The organism is Burkholderia territorii, from assembly GCF_001718335.1.
GTDB classification, from domain to species: Bacteria; Pseudomonadota; Gammaproteobacteria; order Burkholderiales; family Burkholderiaceae; genus Burkholderia; species Burkholderia territorii.
In genome coordinates this window covers 1,430,130-1,455,452 of sequence record NZ_CP013365.1, presented here as the reverse complement: position 1 = coordinate 1,455,452, position 25,323 = coordinate 1,430,130, and the positions used below count along the sequence as shown (strand labels likewise).

Annotated in this window: 23 protein-coding genes; 3 read left to right on the top strand and 20 right to left on the bottom strand. The window is 66.7% G+C overall.

Annotation, left to right across the window (positions count from 1 at the left end; genetic code table 11):
* Positions 1 to 28 precede the first annotated feature (28 nt).
* The 11 genes from WS51_RS06415 to WS51_RS06365 all read right to left on the bottom strand — a co-directional run bounded on the left by WS51_RS06415 (position 29) and on the right by WS51_RS06365 (position 12,468).
* A complete protein-coding gene (locus tag WS51_RS06415) occupies positions 29 to 1,099 on the bottom strand; it encodes an ABC transporter permease (RefSeq protein WP_069228814.1) in 1,071 nt (356 codons plus the stop codon).
* Between the two features lie 10 nt (positions 1,100 to 1,109).
* On the bottom strand, positions 1,110 to 2,711 hold the full coding sequence (locus WS51_RS06410; protein WP_069228813.1) for an ABC transporter substrate-binding protein: 1,602 nt from the start codon (positions 2,709 to 2,711) through the stop codon (positions 1,110 to 1,112).
* A 68-nt stretch (positions 2,712 to 2,779) separates the two neighbouring features.
* Positions 2,780 to 3,343 carry a D-alanyl-D-alanine dipeptidase gene (gene ddpX, locus WS51_RS06405; RefSeq protein WP_059545595.1) on the bottom strand — a complete coding sequence of 188 codons (564 nt, stop codon included), beginning with the start codon at positions 3,341 to 3,343 and terminating at the stop codon, positions 2,780 to 2,782.
* Positions 3,344 to 3,359: 16 nt separating this feature from the next.
* Positions 3,360 to 4,244 carry a sap1 transcriptional regulator SapR gene (gene sapR, locus WS51_RS06400; protein ID WP_059507598.1) on the bottom strand — a complete coding sequence of 295 codons (885 nt, stop codon included), beginning with the start codon at positions 4,242 to 4,244 and terminating at the stop codon, positions 3,360 to 3,362.
* Between the two features lie 265 nt (positions 4,245 to 4,509).
* Positions 4,510 to 5,763: a hypothetical protein gene (locus WS51_RS06395; protein WP_069228812.1), complete on the bottom strand. Its 1,254-nt coding sequence runs from the start codon at positions 5,761 to 5,763 to the stop codon at positions 4,510 to 4,512.
* A 26-nt stretch (positions 5,764 to 5,789) separates the two neighbouring features.
* The gene (locus WS51_RS06390; protein WP_069228811.1) at positions 5,790 to 6,332 is read right to left on the bottom strand and encodes a class I SAM-dependent methyltransferase; all 543 of its coding nucleotides are present in this window, start codon (positions 6,330 to 6,332) and stop codon (positions 5,790 to 5,792) included.
* An 82-nt stretch (positions 6,333 to 6,414) separates the two neighbouring features.
* A complete protein-coding gene (locus tag WS51_RS06385; RefSeq protein ID WP_069228810.1) occupies positions 6,415 to 8,004 on the bottom strand; it encodes an ABC transporter substrate-binding protein in 1,590 nt (529 codons plus the stop codon).
* A 138-nt stretch (positions 8,005 to 8,142) separates the two neighbouring features.
* Positions 8,143 to 8,475 carry a hypothetical protein gene (locus WS51_RS06380; RefSeq protein ID WP_059507749.1) on the bottom strand — a complete coding sequence of 111 codons (333 nt, stop codon included), beginning with the start codon at positions 8,473 to 8,475 and terminating at the stop codon, positions 8,143 to 8,145.
* A 245-nt stretch (positions 8,476 to 8,720) separates the two neighbouring features.
* Positions 8,721 to 9,050, bottom strand: coding sequence for a hypothetical protein (locus WS51_RS06375; RefSeq protein ID WP_059545588.1), 330 nt, complete (start codon positions 9,048 to 9,050; stop codon positions 8,721 to 8,723).
* Between the two features lie 160 nt (positions 9,051 to 9,210).
* Complete coding sequence (locus WS51_RS06370) at positions 9,211 to 10,131, bottom strand: bestrophin family protein (protein ID WP_069228809.1); 921 nt, start codon at positions 10,129 to 10,131, stop codon at positions 9,211 to 9,213.
* A 12-nt stretch (positions 10,132 to 10,143) separates the two neighbouring features.
* Positions 10,144 to 12,468: an FdhF/YdeP family oxidoreductase gene (locus WS51_RS06365; RefSeq protein ID WP_069228808.1), complete on the bottom strand. Its 2,325-nt coding sequence runs from the start codon at positions 12,466 to 12,468 to the stop codon at positions 10,144 to 10,146.
* Between the two features lie 152 nt (positions 12,469 to 12,620).
* On the opposite strand from WS51_RS06365, the gene WS51_RS06360 reads away from it, so the two are divergent.
* Positions 12,621 to 14,042 (top strand): aminotransferase-like domain-containing protein, encoded by a 1,422-nt coding sequence (locus WS51_RS06360; protein WP_059507592.1) that lies wholly within the window; start codon positions 12,621 to 12,623, stop codon positions 14,040 to 14,042.
* A 67-nt stretch (positions 14,043 to 14,109) separates the two neighbouring features.
* Here WS51_RS06360 and WS51_RS06355 read toward each other — a convergent pair whose 3' ends face one another.
* The 7 genes from WS51_RS06355 to WS51_RS06320 form a co-directional block, all read right to left on the bottom strand.
* Entirely contained in the window at positions 14,110 to 15,351 is a 1,242-nt protein-coding gene (locus WS51_RS06355; RefSeq protein ID WP_060329617.1) for a mechanosensitive ion channel family protein, read from the bottom strand.
* A gap of 418 nt (positions 15,352 to 15,769) precedes the next feature.
* Positions 15,770 to 17,227, bottom strand: coding sequence for a DHA2 family efflux MFS transporter permease subunit (locus WS51_RS06345; RefSeq protein WP_069228806.1), 1,458 nt, complete (start codon positions 17,225 to 17,227; stop codon positions 15,770 to 15,772).
* Positions 17,224 to 17,787, bottom strand: coding sequence for an isochorismatase family protein (locus tag WS51_RS06340; protein WP_059507589.1), 564 nt, complete (start codon positions 17,785 to 17,787; stop codon positions 17,224 to 17,226). Before WS51_RS06340 ends, WS51_RS06345 begins: the two co-directional genes overlap by 4 nt.
* A 69-nt stretch (positions 17,788 to 17,856) precedes the next feature.
* Positions 17,857 to 18,312 carry a MarR family winged helix-turn-helix transcriptional regulator gene (locus WS51_RS06335; RefSeq protein WP_059451156.1) on the bottom strand — a complete coding sequence of 152 codons (456 nt, stop codon included), beginning with the start codon at positions 18,310 to 18,312 and terminating at the stop codon, positions 17,857 to 17,859.
* A gap of 196 nt (positions 18,313 to 18,508) precedes the next feature.
* Positions 18,509 to 18,745 carry a DUF7661 family protein gene (locus tag WS51_RS06330; RefSeq protein ID WP_059805053.1) on the bottom strand — a complete coding sequence of 79 codons (237 nt, stop codon included), beginning with the start codon at positions 18,743 to 18,745 and terminating at the stop codon, positions 18,509 to 18,511.
* Between the two features lie 48 nt (positions 18,746 to 18,793).
* Positions 18,794 to 19,861, bottom strand: a complete 1,068-nt coding sequence (locus tag WS51_RS06325; protein ID WP_059545579.1) for a serine hydrolase — start codon at positions 19,859 to 19,861, stop codon at positions 18,794 to 18,796.
* A 196-nt stretch (positions 19,862 to 20,057) separates the two neighbouring features.
* The gene (locus WS51_RS06320) at positions 20,058 to 20,294 is read right to left on the bottom strand and encodes a hypothetical protein (RefSeq protein WP_069228805.1); all 237 of its coding nucleotides are present in this window, start codon (positions 20,292 to 20,294) and stop codon (positions 20,058 to 20,060) included.
* A 95-nt stretch (positions 20,295 to 20,389) separates the two neighbouring features.
* Between WS51_RS06320 and WS51_RS06315 the strand changes: the two genes are divergently transcribed.
* Positions 20,390 to 21,265, top strand: coding sequence for a LysR family transcriptional regulator (locus tag WS51_RS06315; protein WP_059805051.1), 876 nt, complete (start codon positions 20,390 to 20,392; stop codon positions 21,263 to 21,265).
* Between the two features lie 71 nt (positions 21,266 to 21,336).
* Positions 21,337 to 21,621: a hypothetical protein gene (locus WS51_RS06310; RefSeq protein WP_059507748.1), complete on the top strand. Its 285-nt coding sequence runs from the start codon at positions 21,337 to 21,339 to the stop codon at positions 21,619 to 21,621.
* Between the two features lie 72 nt (positions 21,622 to 21,693).
* On the opposite strand, the gene WS51_RS06305 is transcribed toward WS51_RS06310, so the two are convergent.
* Positions 21,694 to 22,440 (bottom strand): transporter, encoded by a 747-nt coding sequence (locus tag WS51_RS06305; RefSeq protein ID WP_059774081.1) that lies wholly within the window; start codon positions 22,438 to 22,440, stop codon positions 21,694 to 21,696.
* 67 nt (positions 22,441 to 22,507) lie between these two features.
* Positions 22,508 to 25,279 carry a magnesium-translocating P-type ATPase gene (gene mgtA / locus WS51_RS06300; protein WP_069229144.1) on the bottom strand — a complete coding sequence of 924 codons (2,772 nt, stop codon included), beginning with the start codon at positions 25,277 to 25,279 and terminating at the stop codon, positions 22,508 to 22,510.
* Between the last annotated feature and the right edge of the window lie 44 nt (positions 25,280 to 25,323).

Here is a 25,323-nt window from a genome sequence, read left to right as displayed (position 1 = left end):
GGTGGAGGCGGTCATGTCGGAGCGGCCCTCAGCGCGCACGCGGATCGAACACGCGGTACAGCGCATCGGTCAGCAGGTTGACGGTGATGAACATCACGCCGATCACGAGCGTCGCACCGAGCACCGCGTTCATGTCGGCGTTCAGCAGTGCGCCCGTCAGGTACGAGCCGAGCCCCGGCCACGCGAACACGATCTCGGTCAGCACCGAGCCCTCGAGCAGGTTGCTGTACGTGAGCGCGATCACGGTCAGGAGCGGCACCGCGATGTTGCCGAACGCATGCCGCCAGATCACGCGCCGCTCGGACAATCCCTTCGCGCGCGCGGTGACGATGTATTCCTGGCTCAGCTGGTCGAGCATGAACGAGCGCGTCATCCGGCTCAGGTACGCGACCGAGTAGTAGCCGAGGATCGCAGCCGGCAGCGCGATGTGCGACACCGCGTTGCGGAACACGTCCCACTCGCCCGCGAGCGCCGAGTCGATCAGCAGGCTGCCCGTGCGCGGGTCGACCATGCCGTCGTACACCGGATCGAGCCGGCCAGGGCCGGCGACCCAGTGCAGCCGCGCGTAGAACAGCAGCAGGCCCATCAGCCCGAGCCAGAACACCGGCACCGAATTGCCGACCAGGCCGACGAAGCGCGCGATGTGGTCGATCGGCCGGTTGTGCTTCACCGCGGCCGCGACACCGAGCGGCACGCCGATCGCGATGCCGATCAGCGTCGCGATCGTCGCGAGTTCGAGCGTCGCGGGGAACACGCGCCTGATGTCGTCGAGCACCGGGTTCGACGTCAGCAGCGACATGCCGAAATTGCCGTGCAGCACGTCGCGCGCGTAGATCATGAATTGCGTGACCAGCGGCTTGTCGAGACCGAGCGCGATGCGTTCGGCCGCGTACGCCTCGGCTGACGCGCGATCGCCGAGGATCGCGAGCACGGGATCGATCGGCACCTTGCGGCCGATCACGAACGTCAGCGCGAGCAGCCCGGCGAACGTGACGGCGAGCGTGAGCGCCCAGCGCAGCACGCGAAGCGCCCAGCGTATGGCCGGGCGCCGCGCGGGCAGCGTGCGCAGCGCTTCGAGGGAGGAGGCGGGAGTCGACATGCGGCGGATCTTATTGCTTCTTCAGGTTACGGTACGACACGAGATCGTTGATCGGCCCGACTTCGAGTCCGCTCACGCCGGGACGCGTCGCGACCTGCGCCACTTTCTCGAACATGATGACGAACGGCGAACGGGTGAGCATGTCCTTCTGCATCGCCTGATACCGTTTCGCGCGTTGCGCGGCGGTCGGCTCGGCGAGCGCGGCGTCGGTCTCCTTCGTCAGTTGCGGAATGTCCCAGCTGTTGCGCCAGGCGAGCATTTTATAGCTCGACTTGTCGGAGTTGTCCGGGTTCCATGCAAAGCCCTGCGCGTTGCTGTGCGGGTCGATGTAGTCGGCCGACCATTCGCCGATGTAGATGTCGTGCTGGCGTGCGCGGTATTTCGCGAGCGTCTGCTTGTTGTCGCCGGGGATCAACTGCACCTTGACGCCGGCTTGCGCGAAGTTCGCCTGCACGGCTTGCGCGATTTCCGTGTACGGATAGTCGTTGCGCACGTCCATCGTCACCGTGAAGCCGTTCGGCACGCCGGCTTTCGCGAGCAGCGCCTTCGCCTTCGCGACGTCGAGCTTGTACGGATTCGAATTCAGCGTGCCGAGGAAGCCTTCGGGCAGGAAGGTATGGTGCACCTTGTAGGTTGTCTTCACGACATTGGTCTGGATTCCGGAATAGTCGACCAGCCACTTCAGCGCTTCCTGCACGTCGGGTTTCGCGAGCGTCGGGTTCTTCGTGTTCAGGCCGAGATACAGCAGCGTCGCCTGCGGCGATGCGGCGACCTTCGCCTTGCCCGATTTCACGACCGACGCGAGATCGTCGGGGCTCAGGTCGCGCGCCGCGTCGACGTCGCCGTTTTCCAGCAGCAGGCGCTGACTCGCCGCTTCGGGCACGTGGCGCAGCACGATGCGCTTCATCGCGAGCGGCAGCCGGTAGCCGTCGAAGCGCTGCAGCACGATGCTGTCGCTGGGCGACCACTTGACGAGCTTGTACGCGCCGGAGCCGGCTTCGTTGGTCTTCAGCCATGCGTTGCCGAAGTCGTTGCCCTGCTGGTGCGACAGCAGCAATTTCTTGTCGACCACCGACGCGGGCCACGAGCCGAGCACGTTCAGCACGAAGGTCGGTGCGTATTTGTGGTCGGTCGTGATCGACACAGTCTGGTCGTCCAGCTTCTTCACGTTCGCGACGACGTTCGCCTTCGTGAGGCCGATGCCGGTCAGCACGGCGGCCGGGCCCTTGTCGAGCAGCACCGCGCGCTGGATCGACCACGCGACGTCGTCGGCCGTCAGCGGGTTGCCCGAGTGGAACTTGAGGCCCGGGCGCAGCTTGAACGTATAGGTCAGCCCGTCGGCGCTCACCGTCCACGACTGCGCAACGTCGCCGTTGAATTTCGACGGATCGCGCAGGTCGACGCGCACGAGGCGGTCGTACGTGTTCGCGACGTATTCTTCCGGCACCAGCTCATAGATCTCGCCCGGGTCGAGCGTCGTGAATTCGTCGAGCAGCGTGGCCATCACGAACATGTCCTTCGGCGTTTCCGCGCGGGCGGCGGAAAGCGGAACGGCGGTGAGCACGGATGCGGCGGCCAGCGCCGCGATGAGCCGGGAGGTCGGGAATTTCATGGGCGCTTCTCCATCTGTCGTTTGAGTCGTTGAACGTGAACGTGCATGAAAAAGGTTGGGCGACGTCGTTACATCAGGCGCCACGGGCCGCTCGCCGCGTTGTCGATCGGCGGCAGCGCGCGCGAACCGGGAAGTTCGTAGTGCCACCACTCGCTGTCGATATGCGCGAAGCCGGCCGCATGCATCACGCCGAGCAGCAGCAGCCGGTTGCGTTGCACCTGCTCGGGCAAGCCCGCGTGAAAGTGGCCCGACGCCGCGATCATCTCGTCGAAGCCGGTGCCCATGTCGAGCGGCTCGCCGTTCGCGCCGACGAGCGTCAGGTCGAGCGCGGTGCCGCGGCTGTGGTTCGAGCCCCGGCCGAGATCGGCGACGAAGTTCGGATCGGGCAGGAAATCCCACAGCACCTGCTGCGCCTGCGGCGGCCGGTACGCGTCGTAGATGCGCAGCGTGAAGCCGGCCTGCGCGGCGACGTCGACCGCGCGGCGTAACGCGGCTTCGGCCGGCTCCAGCAGCAGACAGTGCGCGTTGCGGTAGATCGGCTTGCCGGTCAGGTTGCGCTCGGTCGCGTAGACGAGATCGATCTCGACGCGATGCGTGGCGGGCGTGATTTCGACGAGGCGGTGACGGGTCATCGGCGGTCCGGTTTGCTCAGGATTCGAATTGGTCGAACGTGCGTTGCAGTTCGCGGTTGCGTGCGACGCGCCGGTCGATCGCGGGACCGAGGCGGTCGACCACGGCGGTGATCAGCAGGTTGAACAGGCAGGTGAGCGGCGCGAGCGAATCCCAGAACTGGCCGACGTCGGTCTTCACCTGCAGCAGGTCGGCCGGCCATTCGCGCGCCCACGGGCAATACAGATCGGTGACGAGCGCGAACGGTTGGCCGCGTTCGGCAGCGGCCTGGCAATAGCGGCGTGCGCTGCGCGAGTAGGCGCGCGTGTCGGTGACGATGCAGTACGGCCGCTCGAACTCGGAATTCAGCGAATCGACGTACGAGCCCGACTGGCCGTCGGAATAGAACACGCGCGGGCGCAGGTATTCGAGATAGCTGCTGAATGCGTTGCTGATGCCGCGGGTCGACTGGATGCCGAGAATGAATACGGCGTCGGCATGCGCGATCCGGTCCGCGACTTGCGCGAACACGGGTTCTTCGGCGAGCCGGTATACGTGGCGGATCGCGTCGAGCTCGCGGTCGAGCGACGATGCGAGCGCGCTGTTGCCGCGATCGCTGTCGCGCTCGCCGGCGGTCGTTTGCGTGGCGGCGCGGCGGTATTCGTCGAGGCGGTCGGTGATCATCCACGGGCGATCGCCGCCGCCGCGCAGCTCGCGTTTCAGGTCGTCGAGATTGCGGTAACCGACGCTGCGCAGGAACCGCCCGACCGAAATGCCGCTGGTGCCGGTCTGCTGCGCGATCTGATCGGCGGTTTCGAGGCCGAGCCGATCGAGGTTCGCGAGCATGTAGCTTGCGATGCGCTTCGCGGTCGGCGTCAACTCGGCAAAGCGGGATTCGACGGTGTGGGCGAATGCGCAGGTCATTGGGGTGTTAGATCGTTGTCATTTGGTGGTTCGTTGTCATCCATCTAACAAAGCCAAAATCATGGGCGCCAGCGAATAAAAACTATCGCGTATCGAAGGGTGATAGATGTGGGTGGGGCGTTTCGACGACAGTTCGGGCGACCGCGCTCATTGCCTCACTGGATTCCCGCTGCGAACGTCATTGTCAATACCCCTGAGTAACTCGGTGAGATCCTGCCGTCCGCCTGACGCCGGGCGCGCAAGCGTTCGACGCGCTGCCCACCGACTACTGCTGCATGTCCGACGTCTCGCGCAGCCGCCAGATCGCATTGCACTGCTGGCCGCCGAGGCTCGTCGAGCGCAGCGTGACGACGGTGCCGGCCGCGATCCGATACCAGAAGTGCGCCATCAGTTCGGTGCCCTTGCGCTGCGCCTGTCCGTCGATCATCACCTCGCATCGCAGCGGCGACGGCGAGCCGGACGGATGCGTGATGTACACGTTCAGTCGCGCGATGTCGCGGGTCGCGGTCAACACGATCTCGTGGTTTCCGCTGCCGACGACCATCGTGCCGCCCGGTTCGTCGATCGCCTGCAGATATGCGCCCGCGCTGCGCTCGACCGCGGCGGAAGTCACGGTCAGCCCGGATGAACGCATGAACGCGGTCGCGGCGATGCGCGCGGCGGTCGTGTCGCACGGCGACGGCGTGCCGTCCGACAGCGCGAACGGCACGCCGTCGCGCAACGCGGCGTCGACGTGGTTCGCGTAGTAGCGCCAGCGATCGAGGAAGCGGATGTCACCGGTCATGTGCAGCGCGCGGATCGGTTCACCCTGGTAACGCAGTGTCGTGGTGCCGTTGCTCGAGTCGAACGATTCGTGAATGCCGTACTTGCTGACGAAGTTCTGAACCGGGTCGAGCAATGCGGTTTCGCCGCGTGCGCTCCACAGATGCAGGAACGTCGTGTCGATGCCGAAGCATTCCTGGAAGTCGGTGCCGATGCGGGCGACGCAGTCGCGCAGATGCGTCGCGAAGCGCGCCCATGCGCTGGCCGTGCCGGCGACGAGGCCCGCCTGCAGCGCACCGCCGTGACGTGCCTGCACCTCGTCGACGACGAGGCGCCAATGCTCGTCGCGCCGCTCGCCGATCAGCGGCGTGACCACGAACGTGCAGAACAGCGGGTCGGGGCAGGCATACAGGCGATCGTCGGCGATCCGGGAGAACAGGTCGAACGACGGCGCGCAGAACCAGATGTCCGCGTCGTACAGCGCGAGTTTCGTGATGTGCGGATTGCGCGCGCAATAGTCGGCGGCCTCGATGAAGCGGCCGACCGGCAGCGCATGCGTGCTCGATGCTTCGATGACCTCGACCGACTGGCTTTCCAGGATGCGCCGCTTGTGCCCGGACAGCCCGTAGCCGATGACGGCCACCTGCCCGTCGTAACCCGTGTGCCGCAGCGACAGCAGGAACGGCACGAGCATCTCGTACCACGCGCGATTGTTGTCGTTGATCGCCACGCAGACCGCGTGCCCGTTCGAATGCATGGTGCCTCCCGTAGCGCGTGCGCGGCTCAATAACCGACGTGACGCTCGCAGACCACCGCGCCGCAGCCGCGACTGTCGTGATACGTGATGTGAAACTGCTTGTTGTCCCACAGCCATTGGAATACGGCCTGGTAGACGCCCGACGTGTTCATGTCGTGCAGCACGATCTTCTTGCGCGCGAGCGGGCCGAACCGGTTCAGCTCGGCGAGCGTTTGCTCGTACGTGTGCGTGGTGTCGATGAACAGCAGGTCGGACGCAAGCGGCTCCATCGCGAGATCGTCGGCGATCATGAATTCGAAGTCGATCGCCAGTGCCTTCGCCGCGTGCTTCAGCTCGTCCTGGATGTGGAAATACTGATCGGTGATGTCGACCGATACGAGTCGCTTCGGCTGCGCGAGCATGAAGGCCGTGGTAGTCAGGCCGGTGAATACGCCCAGCTCGACGATGCTGTCGCAACCTTGCGCGGTGCGGGTGTAGAAGTCGAAGCGCGACGGGCTGTCGCCGAGCCAGCCGATCGGTTCGATCTTGTACTGGAGAAATTCCAGGCGCAGTTCCTGTAATGAGCGCATTGCGTAGTCCCCGAGCGAAGCATGTTGGATGATGACCGCGCCCGCGCGCCGGCATCGCCGGCCGCGCGGGCAGCGTCGCGACTTACTTTTTCAGCGTACGGTACGACACGAGATCGTTGATCGGCCCGATTTCCGGCCCGGTCGTGCCGGGGCGCGTCGCGACCTGCACGACCTTCTCGAACATGATGACGAACGGCGAGTTCGCGAGCACGGCCTTCTGCAGTGCCTCGTAGCGCTGCGCGCGCTTCGCGGGCGACGGCTCGACGAGCGCGGCCTCGGTGTCCTTCGTCAGTTGCGGGATGTCCCAGCTGTTGCGCCACGCGAGCATCTTCGTCTTCGACTGGTCGGAATTGTCGGGATTCCACGCGAAGCCGCGCGCGTTGCTGTTCGGATCCATGTAGTCGGGCGACCATTCGCCGATGAAGATGTCGTGCTGGCGCGCGCGGTATTTGCCGATCGCCTGCTTCGCATCGCCGGGAATCAGCTTCACGCGAATGCCGCCCTGCGCGAAGTTCGCCTGCAGTGCCTGCGCGATCTCGAGGTACGGGTAATCGTTCGGCATGTCCATCGTCACGTCGAAGCCGTTCGGCAAGCCGGCCTTCGCGAGCAGCGCCTTCGCCTTCGCGACGTCGAGCTTGTACGGGTTCGCGTTCAGCGTGCCGAGGAAGCCTTCGGGCAGGAAGGTCTCGTGCACTTTATACGTCGTGCTGACGATGTTGCGCTGGATGCCGTCGTAGTCGACCAGCCACTTCATCGCCTGTTGTACCTCGGGCTTCGCGAGATTCGGGTTCTTCGTGTTCAGGCTCAGGTACAGCAGCGCGGACACCGGCCACGACGCGACCTTGATCTTGCCCGCCTTGGTCAGCGCGGCCAGGCTGTCGGGGCTCAGGTTGCGCGCCGCGTCGACGTCGCCGTTTTCCAGCAGCAAGCGCTGCGCGGAGGCCTCGGGCACGTGGCGCAGCACGACGCGCTTCATCGGGTACGGCGCGCGGTACTTGTCGAAACGCTGCAGCACGATGCTTTCGTTCGGCGTCCACTTGACGAGCTGATACGGGCCCGAGCCCGCATCGTTGGTCCTCAGCCACGCGCTGCCGAAATCGTTGCCTTGCTGGTGCGACATCAGCAGCTTCTTGTCGAGCACCGACGCCGGACACGCGCTCAGCACGTTGAGCACGAAGCTCGGCGCGTACTTGCGGTCGGTTTCGAGCACGAAGGTCTGCGCGTCGATCGCGCGCACCTTCTGCATCACGTTCGCCTTCGTGAGGCCGAGATCGGCGAGCACGCCGGCCGGGCCCTTGTCGAGCAGGATGGTGCGCTGCAGCGACCACGCGACATCGTCGGCGGTGACCGGGTTGCCCGAGTGGAACGTGACGCCGGGGCGCAGCTTGAACGTGTAGGTGACGCCGTCGGCGCCGACCGTCCATGAGTGCGCAATCTGCCCGTCGAAGCGCGTCGGATCCTTCAGGTCGACCCGCACGAGCCGTTCGTAGGTGTTCGCGACGTACTCGGACGGCACGAGTTCGTAGATTTCGCTCGGATCGAGGGTCGTGAATTCGCCGAGCTGGGTGGCGACGACGAAGATGCCGGGCGGCGTCGCGGCCTGCGCCGGCAGCGCCGGAACGAGTGCGACGAGCGCGGCGCTGACGAACAGCCGGGACAGCAGATGCTTCATGCGGGCTCCGTGGAAAGGGAATCGTGGTGCGATTCTCTCATCGACGGCAGCCCGGATGAAATAATTCGACGGGCGCGCAGGTCGGCGCCCGGATGATGCGGGGTGCGGGCCGGGCGGGGCGCCCGGCACCGGCGGCGGTCAGATCACGCAGCGCGCGATCGCGAAGCGCATCGCTTCCTCGGCCGGCTCGTTGCCCGAGCCGCGCACGACCTTGACGACCGAACCGTTGCCCGACGGCGTCAGCGTGACGAAATACGAGCGCGATCCGACGGTGATGTCGGTCACGCCGTTGTGCTGCGACTGCTCGGTGCCGGACAGGCGGCTGTCGAGGCAGTTTGCGATCGCATAGGCCGGGCGCGCGGACGACACGTAGATCATCGGTGCCGAACCGGACGCGGCCGAATCGGACGAGGGCGTCGAGCCGCAGGCGGCGAGCAGGGCGGCGGGAAGGAGCAGCAGGAATCGTTTCATCATCGGGATCGTCGTGTGTCTCGTGTCGAGGCTGGGGGCGCGGGGTACGCGAAACGCGGAGCTTCGCGACGAAACCGCCGCAATCGTGCCGTTCATGACGGTCGATTCGGGTGGCGGCTGACGTCGGAGTATACCCGCGGCATTCGACGCGATCTGCCTGCTGAAACGATTCGATACAACAAGCACCCGCTGCCGCATCGCGGCAGCGGGCGTTTCAAGCGATGGCGAATCGACGCTTGCCGGCGTTACTGGCCGATCTTGTGGCTGACCGCATTTTCCTGCTGGTTCAGCACGTGCTTTTCGCTCTGCGTAATGTGGCCGTGATCCTGCGCGGCCATGTCCCGCTCTTCCTGGCGGATCCTGCGGTCGTCACGATGCAGGCGCGCGGCCCGGGCGTGCGACATCTCGCCTTCCTTCACTTCGTGACGGATCCGGCGATTCTGGTTGGCGAGGCGCTGGTTGACCTCTTCACGGCGCGGATGCGCTTGCTGCCACGGCGTTTCGGCGAACGCGGTGCCGGTCAGCACCGACATCAGGGTGGCGGCGATCGCGAGATGGCGGGTAAGGGCTCGCATGACGTTTTCTCCTGTCGTTGCGCGTCACGAAACGTGCGCGCTTGTCGAAAAAACGCTGCGAGGGCCGCGGCTGTTGACGTTTCCGGCTGTATCGATTGCAAGTCTTCATTACAGCGGCCTGGCGGGCGGAGCGTGCGTGGCGCGTCGGCCGTCGAGCCCGTCAGGTGAGCCGATACGCGGGGCCCGGTGTCAGTTCCGCCGGCAACGGTTCGCGGTTCAGTTCGAGCAGCGTGCGCTCGATCGTCCGCGTCATCGCGTCGAGGGCGAGGTGGTTCGGTCCGTCCCCGAACGGCTCGGCGATCGCATGCGCGATCGCATCGAGCGCGATCAGCGTATAGGCCACGAACACGGTCACGAACGGCGTCGCGGCGCCGATCGAGTCGACGAGGCCGAACGGCAGCAGCACGCAGTACGCGTAGATGGTCCGGTGCAGCAGCACGTCGTACGAGAACGGGATCGGCGTCGACGCGATGCGCTCGCAGCCGCTCACCATCGACACGAGATCGTCGAGGCGCGCGTCGAGCATCCACAGTCGGGTATCGGCGAGATGGCCGGCGTCGGCGCGCGCGGCGAACGCTTCGCGCAGCTCGTGGACGATCGCGACCGGTGCGAACCGGGCGGCCGCGATGCGTGCACAGGTCGCGTCGTCGAGCAGCGTGCGCAGGTCCGCCGCGGGATCGGTGCCGCGCAGCTGATGCTTCAACGCATGCACGAACGCGACGACCTTGCGGACGAACGCCTGACGTGCGTGGGCGTCGCCGTCGATCGCGCCGTAGCAGAGCGCCTGCGACACCAGCGTGCGCGTGGCAGTCAGCACGCCGCCCCACAGCTGCCGTCCTTCGCGATAGCGTTCGTAGCTCGCGTTGTTGCGAAACCCCGCGAAGATCGCGAGCGTGAGGCCGATCAGCGTGAACGGCGTCGGGTTCAACGGCACCTTCTCGCCGAGCACGCGGCCGCCGCCCCAGACCGCGACCAGGCTGATCGCGAGCGTCAGCACGAGTTGCGGCAGGATGGTCGGCAGCACCGATCCGTTCCAGACGAGCAGCATGCGAACCCAGTGCTCGCGCGGCCGAACGATCATCGCGGCGCTCCGTCAGGCGGCGGCCGATGCCGGCGCGGCCGCGCGATGCAACAGCACGGGCACCGACTTCGACGTCGGCGTGTTGCATACGTCGCCGACGCTGTCGAGCGGCACCAGCGGGTTCGTTTCCGGGTAGTACGCGCCGATGCAGCCGCGCGGAATGTCGTATTCGACGAGCAGGAAACCGTCCGCGCGCCGCTCGATGCTGTCGTGCCACACCGTTTCCATGTCCACCCATTCGCCGGCCTTCAGGCCGAGCATCGCGAGGTCGTCGCGATTGATGAAGACCACGCGGCGTTGGCCGTACACGCCGCGATAGCGATCGTCGAGCCCGTAGACGGTCGTGTTGTACTGGTCGTGCGAACGAGTCGTCATCAGCGTCATCAAGCGCGCGCCGTGCAGCGCGCGGGCGCGCTGGATCGGCGTATCGGTCGGCAGTGCGTGCGCGATGAAGTTCGCCTTGCCCGTCGGCGTCAGCCATTCACGATCGCGCGACGCGACGCGCAGGTGGAAGCCGCCCGGCCGCGCAATACGCGTGTTGTAGTCGTGGAAGCCGTCGACGGTCGCCTCGATCGCGTCACGGATTTTCGCGTAGTCGTCCTTGTACGCGAGCCAGTCGATCTTGCCGCTGCCGAACAGCGCGTGGCCGATGTGCGCGACGATCGCGGGCTCCGACATCAGGTTCGGCGACGCCGGCTTGTTCATTCCGTACGACACGTGGACCATGCTCATCGAATCCTCGACCGTCACGCCCTGCGCGACGTTGTCCTGCAGGTCGATCTCGGTGCGGCCGAGCGTCGGCAGGATCAGCGCATCGCGGCCGTGGATCAGGTGACTGCGGTTCAGCTTCGTCGTGATGTGCACGGACAGATCGCAGCGGCGCATGCCTTCCCATGTGCGCGGCGTGTCGGGCGTCGCCATCGCGAAGTTGCCGCCGAGACCGATCAGCACCTTCACGCGGCCTTCGAGCATGCTTTCGATGGTTTCGACGACGTCGTAGCCGTGGTGGCGCGGCGGCGTGAAGTCGAACACGTGGCCGAGCCGGTCGAGGAACGCCTGCGACGGTTTTTCCTCGATGCCGACCGTGCGGTTGCCCTGCACGTTAGAGTGGCCGCGTACCGGGCACAGGCCCGCGCCGGGGCGACCGATGTTGCCGCGCATCAGCATCAGGTTCGTCAGCATCTGCACGGTTGCAACCGAATGCTTGTGCTGCGTGATGCCCATCCCCCAGGTCGCGATCACGCGCTGGCTGCGCGCATAGAGCTGTGCGAGGCCGTCGATCTGCTCGTACGGCACGCCGCTTTCGGCCGTCAGCGCCGACCAGCTTTCGTTGCGCAGATCGTCGGCAAACGCATCGAAGCCGGCCGTGTGCTCGTCGATGAACGCGGTGTCGACGACACGCGGCGCACCGGCGGCGCGCGCGGCGTCGTCGAGTTCGAGCACGCGCTTCGCCATGCCCTTGATCAGCGCGAAATCGCCGCCGATCGTCGGCTGGATGAAGGTCGACGCGATGTTGGTGCCCGACATCGTCAGCATTTCGAGCGGGCTTTGCGGATCGGCGAAGCGCTCGAGCCCGCGTTCCTTCAATGGATTGATCGACACGATCGTCGCGCCGCGCTTCGCGCATTCGCGCAGCTCGCCCATCATCCGCGGATGGTTGGTTGCCGGGTTCTGGCCGAAGATCAGCAGCGTGTCCGCGTGCTCGAAATCGTCGAGCGTGACGGTGCCCTTGCCGACGCCGACCGACGCCGGCAGCCCGCGGCTCGTCGCCTCGTGGCACATGTTCGAGCAGTCGGGGAAGTTGTTCGTGCCGTACATCCGCACGAGCAGCTGGTACAGGAACGCCGCCTCGTTGCTCGCGCGGCCGGACGTGTAGAACGCCGCCTGGTTCGGGTCGGGCAGCGCGCGCAGGTGGCGCGCGATCAGCTTGAATGCGTCGTCCCACGCGATCGGCACGTAGCGGTCGGTCCGCGCGTCGTACACCATCGGGTCGGTCAGGCGGCCGTGCTGTTCGAGTTCGAAATCCGTCTGTTCGAGCAGTTCGGTGACGGTGTGCGCGGCGAAGAATTCAGGCGTCACGCGCTTGCTCGTCGCCTCGGCGGCCACGGCCTTCACGCCGTTTTCGCAGAATTCGAACGTCGATGCATGCTGGCGGTCGGGCCACGCGCAGCCCGGGCAGTCGAAGCCGTCCGGCTGGTTCTGGCGCAGCAGCGTGCGGTAGTTGCCGCCCGCGACCTTCTCCTTGATCAGGTTGATCGTGACGGCTTTCAGCGCGCCCCAGCCGGCGGCCGGGTGGGTGTAGGGTTCGATGCGCGCGGCGGCGGATTTCTTTTTCATGATGCGTGTGTCGGGATCGATGCACGGAGAGTACGCGCGGTGCGCGCGCCGCTGTGTGTACACCTTTCGTCTTCAAAAAAGAGTACAGTTGCGGCCAGTCAGGCAATGCGGGCCGCAACTGTGTTGTTGAAGGGAAGTTGAAAGGGAGGCGCGTGAAGCGTTACGAACAACTGGCCGACGATCTGCAGGCGCAGATCGAGCGCGGCGTGTACCGGCCCGGCGAGCGGATTCCGTCGGTGCGTCAGGCGAGCCGGCAGCAGCAGCTCAGCGTGACGACCGTGCTGCGCGCGTATCTCGTGCTCGAGAGCCGCGGGCTGATCGAGAGCCGGCCGCAGTCGGGTTACTTCGTGCGGGCGCGGGCCACGGTGCCCGCGGCGGCCGAGCTGCACGTGTCGGCACCGGCCGCCGAGCCGTCGGCGGTGGACGTGAGCCGGCTCGTGCTGTCGACGCTGCGCTCGATCGCGCGCGACGATGCGGTGCCGCTCGGTTCGCCGTATCCCGATGCGTCGCAGTTCCCGGTGCAGCGCCTTGCGCGCTACGCGCAGGCGATCGGCAGGCGCCGCACGCGCTGGGGCGTGATCGACGATCTGCCGCCCGGCAACCAGGAACTGATCCGCCAGATCGCGCGGCGCTACGCGGAGCGAGGCATCCAGGTCGAACCGGGCGAGATCGTGATGACGATCGGGGCGACGGAAGCGATCAACCTGTGCCTGCAGGCCGTCGCCAAGCCCGGCGACACGATCGCGGTGGAGTCGCCGACGTTCTACGCGATGCTGCACGCGATCGAACGGATGGGCATGCGTGCGCTCGAAGTGGCGACGCATCCGGGCGACGGCATCGATCTCGACGCGCTCGAACGGATCCTCGCGCGCGAGCGCATCGCCGCCTGCATGGTGATGCCGAATTTCCACAACCCGCTCGGCTTCCAGATGCCCGATGCGCGCAAGCGTGCGCTCGTGGAGCTGCTCGCGAAGCACGACGTACCGGCGATCGAGAGCGACGTCTATCACGAGCTGCATTACGGCGACACGACGCCGAGTGCGCTGAAGTCGTACGACCGCCACGGCCTCGTGCTGCACTGCGCGTCGTTCACGAAGAGCCTGTCGCCGCGCTACCGGATCGGCTGGGCGATGCCCGGCCGCTACCGCGATCAGGTCGAGAAGCTGAAATTCCTGAACACGCTCGCGACGCCAGCGATCGAGCAGCTCGCGATCGCCGAATACCTGAAGTACGACGGCTACGATTTCCACCTGCGGCGCATGCGCAAGCAGTATGCGCAGCAGGCGAGCCTGATGAGCGCGCTGGTGCGGCGCTTCTTCCCGGAAGGCACGCGATTGTCGCAGCCGCAAGGCGGGTATGTGCTGTGGGTCGAGTTGCCGCCGCCGGTCGATGCGATGAAGCTGTATGCGCTCGCGCTCGCACAGGGCATCACGATCGGGCCGGGCCACATGTTCTCGGCGAGCGCCGATTACCGGCACTTCATCCGTCTCAACTACAGCTATCCGTGGTCGCGGCAGATCGAGGATGCGCTGAAGGTGGTGGGACGGCTCGCGTCCGAATGCGCCGCGCGGTGAGCGGCGCCATGCGCGCCGCGATGCCGCGCTGCCGGCGGCGACCCGTTGCGGGCCGCCGCAGCGAGCATTACAGTGCGTACGGCGCGGGCAGGTCGGCTTGCACCGCGCCGGCCATCCGGCGCATGTCGAAGCCGGATGGATGCTGGTACACGCGCAGCCCGAACTCCGGCAGCACCGCGATCAGATGATCGAACAGGTCGGACTGGATCGCCTCGTAGTCGACCCAGGTCGTCGTGTCGGTGAAGCAGTACAGTTCGAGCGGAATGCCCTCGGCCGTCAGCGGCAACTGGCGTGCCATGCATGTCATGTCGCGGCGGATTCGCGGATGGCCCTTCAGGTAGTTCGCGACGTACGCGCGGAACGTGCCGAGGTTCGTCAGCTGACGGCGGTTCGCCGGGCATTCGCCGGCCGAGCCGAGCGTGCCGTTCCATTGCGAGATCGCATCGATCTTGTCTTCCAGGTAGTCCTTCAGAAGCGTCAGGCGTTCGAGCCGTTCGATCTCGTCGTTGCCGAGAAAGCGCACGCTGGTCGCGTCGATGAACAGCGCGCGCTTGATGCGGCGCCCGCCGGCCTCCGTCATCCCGCGCCAGTTCTGGTAGCTCTCGGTGATCAGCTTCCATGTAGGCACCGTGATGATCGTGTGATCGAAGTTCGCGACCTTGACCGTGTTCAGCGTGATGTCGATCACCGTGCCGTCCGCGCCGGCCGACGGCATCGTGATCCAGTCGCCGATCCGCAGCATGTCGTTCGACGACAGTTGCACGCCGGCAACGAGACCGAGCAGCGTGTCCTTGAAGATCAGCATCAGCACCGCCGACATCGCGCCGATGCCCGACAGCAGCAGGCCGATCTGCTTGCCGGTCGCGTCGCCGATCACGACGAGCGCGGCCGTGATGAACATCACGAGCTTGACGAGCTGCATCGCGCCTTTCAGCGACAGGCGCGGCTGGTCGCGCCGGCTCGTGCGATGCGTGTGCTCGAGCGCGGACAGCGTCGTGCTGATCGTCATCGACACCAGGAAGACGATCAGCGCGAACAGCACCTTGTCGGCGGCCTGCGCGGCCACGGCAGGGATGCCGGGCACCGCGCCGAGCCCGAGCTTGATCACGACGAACGGCACGATGCGGTTCAGCCATTTGAACGCGCCGAACTCGAACAGCGCGTCGTCGATGCGGGTGGCCGACAGCCGCGCAAGACGCGCGACGACGCGGAACAGCAGGAAATGGACGGCGGCCGCGATCGCGCCGGCGGCCGCGAGCAGGATGAGGACGCCGACGAGCGGCGCAAACCAGGATTCGTTCAGGGTCATGGGGGCAGGAAGGGTCTTGCTCGTGCGTTGAATCTGCGCCGCGATGCGGCGCGCACCCGGTGAAGGGTGTATGAAAGGGACCGTGATTGTGCCATCGGGTTCCGGCCGCATGTCGCGAATGCATGACGCAGGGCGCCGGAACAATGCCGCGGTTGCGTGGCACCGCCCGATTTTCATGCTTCGCAACACACTGCGCGCTTGCCGCAATGCCCGCTCGGAGCCCGTGTCGCATAGCGGCAAGCGGGGAAGAGGGTGCCCGGCTCGCTGTATCTGTCGTGGCTCTCCACGCGCATTGCGCGCGGCGGCAAGCGCGGCATCGACAAGGCCTGGCATTGGCCGCAAGCGTTCGTCAGCAGCGTCTGGATGCTGCGGCACAATCCGAACGGTTTGGCGATGACGTTCGACGCGACGCCGGCATTCAGCGCGAACCGGAACGCGCGTCCGTCGCTGGCCGCCCCCCCGCGCCGCTCGACCATCGCGGCAGCCGCAGCGTCGTCGCGAAACTCGCCGCATGCAGCGCGCAAAGCAGCCCGAACGCCCACGCATACGCGGCCCCGTGCGTGCCGCCCGTCGTCGATTCGGCTTCGGCATGCAGCCGCCATGCGAGAAACAGCGTGCACATCGTCGTGAACGTCGGGCCGCCGAGGCGCTGGACGATATTGAGCGACGTCGTCGCCATCGGCAGGTTGCGCCGTTCGACCGACGCATACGCGGCGGAAATCGACGGTGCGCCGATCGCGCTCTGGCCCATGCCGCGCAGAAACAGCGCTGGCACCAGCACGTACGGATCGTAGCCGGCGAGCGCGAGATACACGAACGGCAGCGTCGCGGCCAGCGCGAGCAGCGCACCGGCGGCGGCGAGCCGGCGCACGCCGAAGCGGCTGGTCAACGCGCCCATCGACGGATAGGTGACGAGCATGCCGAGCCCGAGCGGCGCCAGCAGCCAGCCCATCTCGCCGGGCGAGCGGCCGCACGCCTGGATCAGGAATACCGGAATCAGCATCTGGCCCGCGTAGATCGCCCCGTTCGACAGGAATTGCGTGGCAGCGGCCGCGCCGAACACACGCGAGCGAAACAGCGCGAGGTCGATCAGCGCATGCGCGCCCTTGCGCCGCTCGATGCGCAGGAACGCGGCGAGCAGCAGCACCGACGCCGTGACCGCGGTGAGGCCGGACACCGCGTCGATGCGCTCGGCGCCATACAGGAACAGCACGAGCGCCGGCGACAGCAGCGCGAGGCCGATCCAGTCGAGCTCGCGCCGCCGCGCTTCCTCGCGGTCGCCCGGCAGGAACCATACGGCCAGCGCAAGTGCCAGTGCACCGACCGGCAGATTCACGAGAAACAGCCAGCGCCACGATGCGTGCTGCAGGATCGCGCCGGCAACGACCGGCCCGAGGATCGGCGCGATCAGCACGGGCACCGCGGCATAACCGATCACGCGCGCCATCTGCTGGCCGGCCACGCGCGCGATCATCATCTGCGCCATCGGCGCGAGCAGCCCGCCGCTCACGCCCTGCAACACGCGGAATGCGATCAGCGACGGCGCGGACCACGCGAGCCCGCACAGCGCCGACGTCAGCGTGAACGCGGAGAAACACCACAGGTACAGCGCCTTCGCGCCGATGCGGTCGACCAGCCAGCCGTTCAGCGGCAACACCAGCGTGAGCGCAAGCAGGTAGCCGCTCGTCACCCACTGGATCGTCGACAGGCTCGCGTGCAGGTCGGTCGCGAGGCTCGCCAGCGAGACGTTGACGATCGTCGCGTCGAGTTGCGACAGCAGCGAGCCGAGCGTCGCCACCGCGCTGACTTTCCAGATCGACGGATCGAGCCGGCCGGCCGCATGGTCCGGCGCCGGCCGGGCGCGTTGGTCGTTCACGCGCCGCGCCGGTCGAGCAGCGCGATGATTTCCTGCGTCGAACCCGTCTCGCCCAGGCGCGGAAACAGCCGCTCGACGCTGTTCGCATGTGCGTCGGCGTTGAGGTCGGTCATCGCGTCGACCGCGAGCGTCACGTTGTAGCCGAGCTCGTGCGCCTGCCGGGCCGTCGATTCGACGCCGATGCTCGTCGCGATGCCGGCCAGCACGATCTGCGTGACGCCGGCCGCTTTCAGGTGCGCGTCGAGACCGGTGCCGGTAAATGCGCCCCAGGTCTTCTTCGTCACGACATGGTCGCTTGGCTGGCGGTTCAGTTCGGGCAGGAGATCCGTCCAGTCGGCGGGAAGGGCGTCCAGACGCACCTGCTGCTGCGTGCGGCCCGGCGCACCGCCGGCGACGTTCACGAGCACGACCGGCAGGCCGCGGCTACGGAAGGCGTCGAGCAGCTCGCGCGTATGCTCGATCACCGGTGCGACCGGATGGGCGGCGGGCAGCGCGACGATGCCCTTCTGCAGGTCGATGACGACGAGTGCCGTTTGCGTGTCGAGACGGGTTGTGCTCATGGCGTGAAGGCTCCGTGAATGGGCGAGGGAAAGCGTGCGCGCGCGATGCCGCGCGGCGCGCATGCGGGGTTATTGCTCGCCGATGCGCCGGATCAGCGGAATAGCGGCGGCGAGCGCGCGGATGTCCTCGGGGTCGAGCTTGTCGATCGCGGCGCCGAGCCACTTGTGCTTCGCGGTATCGCGCTTGCGTCGTGCCGCGAGGCCGGCCGCGGTCAGCAGGAACAGGATCTGGCGGCCGTCGGTCGGATGAGGCTCGCGTTCGACGAGCCCGTCTTCCTCGAGGCTCGCGAGAATGGCCTTCATCGACTGCGGTTTCATCGCCTCGGCGCGGGCGAGCTCGGCGGTCGTCATCGGGCCCTGTCGTTCGAGCCGCGCGAGCGCGCTCGTCTGCGACATGCCGAGCCCTTCGGACTCGATCTCGGAGCGCAGCCGGCGGATCAACTGGCCGACCGCGAGGATCAGCTCGGCGGCGACGGTATCGGCGGAAACGCCGGGTGTACGTGGCGGTGTCATGCGACGGATCATAGAACACGACAGTTTGACTTGCAAGTTTAACTGTCGAATTGGGGGGCGTTCGCGGTGTGTGGTGCGGTCGGAGTGGCCGGAGTGGAGGGAGTGGCCGAAGTGTTCGAAGTGCCGAGAGTGCTGAGAGCGCCGAGAGTGCCGAATGGCGGCGCGGCAACCACCGATGGGCGGAATGCCGGCGACGCGCGGCGGCGCTTTATGTTTGGCGCGACGACGGAACCGGCACGACGTCGTTGTACTTCGGCGACGCATGCTCGTGCAGCAGGTCGCCGAGATATTGCGCGAGTTCGTCAGCCGCGAGTGCGGACGGAATCTGCAGGTTGGCCGGCCGTCGCTTGCCTTCGGCGCCGAGATCGAACACGTGCCAGCGGCCGTTCGAACGCACGACGGCGACCAGGCGGCCAAACGCGTTGAAACGGTATTCGTCCTGCATCGCATCGCTCCTTCGTGGGCGAACTTGCCGGCCGCGCGCGCGTCTTGCTTACTGGATCGAGCAGGCCAGCCAGCGATGGATCTTCATCGCATCGCTCGACACGCCCGCGCGCGTCGGCGCGCCCAGCAGCACGACCGTTTCGCGGCGACCCTTCACGTGCATGCGCATCACGACACCATGCCCCGATTCGTTGATGAAGCCGGTCTTCTGCAGCCGGATCGGCAGGCGGCCGTACCGGACGAGCGGATCGGAGTTCACGTACAGCAGCTCGCCGTCGCCGGCCTGCACGGTGGCCGACGTGTCCGTCGAGAAATAGCGGATCAGCGGATCCTGCGCGGCCGCGCCGACGAGCCGCGCGAGATCCTCGGCGGTCGACACGTTGTGCGGCGACAGGCCGGTCGGTTCACGGAAATGCGTATGGCGCATCCCGAGCCGGCGCGCCTCGCGGTTCATCGCCTTCACGAACGCGGCGCGGCCGCCCGGATAGTCGCGGCTCAGCGCGGCGGCCGCGCGGTTTTCCGACGACATCAGCGCGATATGGAACATCTGGCGGCGTGACAGTTCGGTGCCGATCGGCAGCCGCGAACCGGTGAACTTGATCGTGTCGCGATCGCGCGCGGTGACGCGCAGCACACCGTTCAGCGGCCGGTCCGCGTCGCGTGCGACGACGGCCGTCATCAGCTTCGAGATCGACGCGATCGGCCGCACCGTGCGTGCGTTGCGGGCCAGCAGCGGCGTGCCGGAGTCGACGTCGAGCACATAGGCCGCGCGCGAATGCAGCGAGCGAACCGCGCGCGGGCTGTAGCCGCAGCTTGCGAGCAGGCGCGGTTTCGCGGCGGGGCTTGAGCGGGCCGCATTCGTGCGTTTCGCGCGCCGTTGCGGCGCGGGCGCCGCGTGACGCTTGACCGCATGATGCTTCACGCGCGGGCGGCGGTGCTTGACGGCCTTGTGTTTGCGGGACGCGGGCTTCTTCTTGACGACTTTCGCATGCACATGCGGCGCCGCGGTGCGATGCGGCTGCGCGGACGCGTTCGTCGCGAACGCGAGTGTCAGGAACGACAGGGCGATGATCAGGGTGGTCCGGGCGCGAGGCAGGCGCGCGATGAGGCCGGTCAAGCGAAAGTCTCCTTTTCACGCGCGTTGCGGCGGCGCGAAATGCGTGGGCGGTCAGCGGGTGCGGGAAATTATAAGGTCGATTGCGTCGCGATGACGATGGATGTGTGCGAATTGATGCGTGATGCGCGCGGATTCCTGCCGTTTTTTGCGGAAGATCGAACGCGTGCGTTCATTGGCGGGAGGCAGGCGTGCCGATTCAACGCGGCCAGTTTCGCCGCGACACGACCGCGAAGCTGATCGCGATCGAACCGGTGCCGCCCCGCGACGGCACGTCGTCCAGCGCATCGCCGAAGCGGAAGCGGCGGCTGCGGCTGTCGGCGCGTGCGGCGCGACGCCCGGGCGCCGGCGCGTCGTGCGCGACATCGCCTGTGTCGGCGACGACCGTGTCGCACGATACGTCGGTCAGGTACTCGGCCGCATGATCGAGAGGCATGATGGTGAATTCCGGGAAGGGTGTTTGCCCATATTGAACGCCACGACGATCGATCAGTAAAATGAATGTTTCAATCGATAAGATTCCTTTCAAGAATGGAATTGAAACTGCTGCGCACTTTCCTGACGGTCACCGAGCTCAGCCATTTCAGCCGCGCGGCCGACACGCTCCACATGAGCCAGCCGGCGCTGAGCAAGCAGATCGGCGCGCTCGAGGCGAGCCTTGGCGGCAAGCTGTTCGAGCGCGGGCGGCACGGCGCGGAACTCACGCCGTTCGGTGAACGCTTCCTGCCCGACGCGCAGGCGCTCGTGCGCGATGCCGACGAGATTCTCGCGCGTGCGCGGGAGGCGACCAGCGGGCAACGCGGGCATTTGCGGCTCGGCATCTGCCTGTCCGTGCTGACGCTCGTCCCGAAACTCGTCGCGGAATTCCGGCGCCGCAATCCGGGCATCGCGGTCACGCTGAGCGACCTGTCGTCGTCCGAGCAAACGCGGCGGCTGCGCGCGGGCAAACTCGACGCGGGGTTCCTGCGATTGCCGTCGGACGAAGGCTTGTCGTCGTTCAAGGTGATCGACGAGGGGCTCGCGCTCGCGGTGCCGCCGCACCTCGGCTTCAAGCGCGTACCGGCGGATCTCGACGTGCTCAACGAGATCGGCTTCATCGCGCTGCAGCGCGCACGCGGCCCCGGACTCGCCGCGCAGATCGACCGGTGGTGCGTCGAGCGGCGCTTCGTGCCGCAGGTGATGCAACAGGCGGAGGACGTGCAATCGGTGCTCACGTCGGTCGCGGCCGGCGTCGGCGTCGCGTTCATTCCGTCGCGGGCGCAGTACCTGCTGCGCGATGCGACGGTATTGCCGCTCGCCGGCAGGGACGCGAAATGGCGCGTCGGGCTGGCGTGGCTGTCCGGCCGCGACGATCCCGTGACCACGCGTTTCGTGTCGTTCATGCGTGCCGCGATCAACGGTGCGTGACCGGGCGTATAGTGTCCGCGATTGCCGCCTTCCTGAATGCCGGCCCCGTGCCGGCGCATGAACCCGAACCTATGACTTCCGAATTCGACGACGCCCCGCTCGATCCCGCACTCGTTGCGACGCTCGCGACGCTGCACGAAGCTGCAAGCGACCCGTCCGGCAAGACGTGGTCGCTGCCGAAGATCGCGAAGCGCGCGCAATTGCCGATGAGCACGCTGCGCCGTGCGTTGACGCAGCTCGACGCGGCCGGCCTGAGCGCGACGACGTCGAACGACGACGGCACCGGCAGCGCCGCCTTGACCGAAGAGGGGCGCGCCGTGTGCGCGCAACTGTTTGGCGCGAACGACGGCAAATGACGAAACGGGCCGCCCGAAGGCGGCCCGTCGTCGTGCGGTTGAATATGCGGCATCGGCCGCATCACCACGGCATCACCACCGCACCGTTACCCCGCCCATGACGGAATGTCGGTAGGTCTGGTCGTTCAGCCCGTGCCGGTAGCCGATGTCGAGGTCGAGCCAGCGCTTCGGCGAGTAGATCGCGCCCGCGATCACGAAGGCCGGATTCGCGCCGGCCGTGCTTTCGGTGTTGCGCGACAGGCCGATGTCCGCGACGAACTGCAGCGTGTCGGTCGCTTTGTAGAGCGCCGCGGCGGACACGGCCCAGACCGAGCGCAGATCGCCGTGGCGATTCGGCTGGTACGCGAGGCCCGCATTCGCGAGCAACGAGAAGCGCGCGATGTCCGCTTGCGCGAGCAGCGTCGCGCCGGTGCCGACGCGGCCTGTGCCGAGCCCGCGAGCGTCGTTGCCGGTCGGCATCGTCACCTTCGGTTTCAGCGCAAGCGACAGCGGCCCGTGTTCGACGAAGCGCCATTTCATGCCGATCTCGACATCGCCGATGCCCGCGCCGTTGTCGTCGGTCCGCGTTTGCAGATGCGTGTAAGGCGCGTTCACGTAGAGATCCACGTGCTCGCCGAACCCGCGCGTGAGCGTCGCGTTCCACAACTGATGGCGGCCGTTCTCGTCCTGTTTCGACGTTTCCTCGCCGTTGAACTCGAACTGCCAGTTCGCATTGCCCTGCGTGCCCGTGTCGTCGCTGACGAGCGGATGAGCCGCGTAGACGTCCAGCGGCGCGAGGAGGGCGCTCGCGGCCGCGAGCGGAAGCATTTTTCTTTTCATTACGTCACCTGTCGTGCGTCGTAAGCGGCCGGCCCATGCGGGCCGGCACGCCATCATTCGGAGAAGATCAGAACCACTGCTTGTAGCGACGGACATAGATCGTCTTGACGATCTGCGCGAGCAGGATGTAGCCGGCCATCGTCGCGGCGAGCCACAGCCAGTAAGTGCCCGGCAGGTGCGCGAAGCCGAGCGAATCGGCGAATGGCGAGAACGGCAGCCAGCAGCCGATCGCGATCGCGGTGAAGGTCGACAGCAACACCGGCAGCGCGGCCGTGCTCTGCAGGAACGGAATCTTCTGCGTGCGCAGCAGGTGCACGACGAGCGTCTGCGACACGAGGCTCTCGATGAACCAGCCCGAGTTCATCACGATCTGGCCGCCCGAGCCGCCGTGCAGGTGATACATCGCACCCGCGCCGAACACGGTCCACATCAGCACGTAGGTCGTGATGTCGAACACCGACGACGTCGGCCCGACCCACAGCATGAAGCGGCCGATGTTGCCGGCTTCCCACTTGCGCGGCTTCTTCAGGAACTCCGGATCCATCTTGTCCCACGGCAGCAGCATCTGCGACGTGTCGTAGATCAGGTTCAGCACGAGCAGCTGGGTCGCGAGCATCGGCTCCCACGGCAGGAACGCGCTGGCGACGAGCACCGAGAACACGTTGCCGAAGTTCGAGCTGGCCGTCATGTTCAGGTACTTGAGGATGTTGCCGAACGTCTCGCGGCCCTTGATCACACCTTCCTCGAGCACCATCAGGCTCTTCTCGAGCAGGATGATGTCGGCGGTCTCCTTCGCGATGTCGGCGCCACTGTCGACCGAGATGCCGACGTCTGCGTCGCGCAGCGCGGGTGCGTCGTTGATGCCGTCGCCGAGGAAGCCGACCGTGTGCCCGTTCGCCTGCAGCGCCTTCACGATGCGCGCTTTCTGCAGCGGTGTGAGCTTCGCGAACACCGTCGTGCGTTCGACGACCTTCGCGAGTGTCGCGTCGTCGAGCGTTTCGATTTCGGCGCCGAGCATCGGCCGGCCCGGTTCGAGGCCGACCTGGCGGCACACCTTCATCGTGACGGTCGGATTGTCGCCCGTCAGTACCTTCACCGATACGCCGTTCTCGCGCAGCGCCGCAAGTGCCGGCGCGGCCGATTCCTTCGGCGGATCGAGGAAGGTCAGGAAGCCGCGCACGACCAGGTCGCGCTCGTCGGCCGTGCGGTATTGTTCGCGTTCGTCGCCGCGCGGGATCGCGCGCGTGGCGAGCACCAGCACGCGGAAGCCGTCCTCGTTGTAAGCGTTCGCCTGTTCGAGCAGCCGCTTGCGCGCGACGAAGTCGAGCGCGCGCACGCCGTGTTCGTCCTGCACGTGCGTCGAAACCGCGAGCATTTCCTCGACCGCGCCCTTGCAGATCAGCAAATGCGCGCCGTGCTTGTCCTCGACGACCACCGACAGGCGGCGGCGCACGAAGTCGAACGGCAACTCGTCGATCTTCCTGTAGCCCTGCGGTTTCGCGCGCTCGCCGATCTCGTCGGCGCGCGCGACCACCGCGATATCGATCAGGTTCTTCTGGCCGCTCTGGTGGAAGCTGTTCAGCCAGCCGAGCCGCAGGATGTCCTCGTTCTTGTGGCCGGACAAGTCGAGATGATGTTCGAGGATGATCTTGTCCTGCGTGAGCGTGCCGGTCTTGTCGGTGCACAGCACGTCCATCGCGCCGAAGTTCTGCACGGAATTCAGCCGCTTCACGACGACCTTGCGGCGTGCCATCGCGATCGCGCCGCGAGCGAGGTTCGCACTGACGATCATCGGCAGCATCTCGGGCGTGAGACCGACGGCGACCGCGAGCGCGAACGTGAGCGCGCTCAGCCAGTCGCCCTTGGTCAGGCCGTTGATCATGAACACGATCGGCACCATCACAAACATGAACCGGATCAGCAGCCAGCTCACGCTCGCGACGCCGCGGTCGAAGCTCGTCTCGATGCGCTTGTGGCTCACGACGTTACGCGCGAGCGATCCGAAATAGGTGTCCTCGCCGGTCGCGACGACCACCGCCGTCGCGGTGCCGCTGACCACGTTGGTGCCCATGAAGCACACGTTCTCGAGATCGAGCAGCGACGTCGACGCGTCGTTCGCCGCGCCGGACGTGCCCGCGACGCCCGCGTGCGCCGACTTGCCGGCGACCGCGCCGAGCGTGTCGTACTTCTCGACCGGCAGCGCTTCGCCGGTCAGCACGGCCTGGCTGATGAACAGGTCGCGCGATGCGAGCAGACGCACGTCGGCGGGAATCATGTCACCCGCAGACAGGTGAACGATGTCGCCGACGACTACTTCGCGCATCGGCACCTCGCGCCGCGCAGGCTCCGACGTGTCGGTCACCGCGCGCTGCACGGTCGCCGTCGTGCGAACCATCGCCTTGAGCTTTTCGGCCGCGCGCAGCGACCGGAATTCCTGCACGAAGCGCAGCAGCGCGCTGATCGTGACCATCGCCAGCAGGATGGTCATGCCGACGTAGTCGCGATCGTCGGCGGCCGCGAAATAGACGTCGGTGAAGAAGCTGATCGCGGCCAGCACCAGCAATACGTAGACGAACGGATTGTGGAATGCATGCAGCAGCTGGCGCATCCAGTGCGGCGGCTTGTCGTGCGCGATTTCGTTCGGGCCGTGGTGCTGCAGGCGGTCGGCGGCCTGCGCGTAGGTGAGGCCGCGCATGCTGGTGTGCAGCGACTTGAAGGTTTCTTCGAGCGGGCGGGCCGCTTCCTGTGCGGCGCGCATGATGCGCGGTTCGTTCTGCTGACCGGGGCCGGCGTTGATGAAGCCGCGCTGTTTCTTTTGCGGGTTGTTTCGTTGAGTCATGAATCGCTCCTTGCGCACGAGGCGGCGGGCGGGGAGCGAGCGTG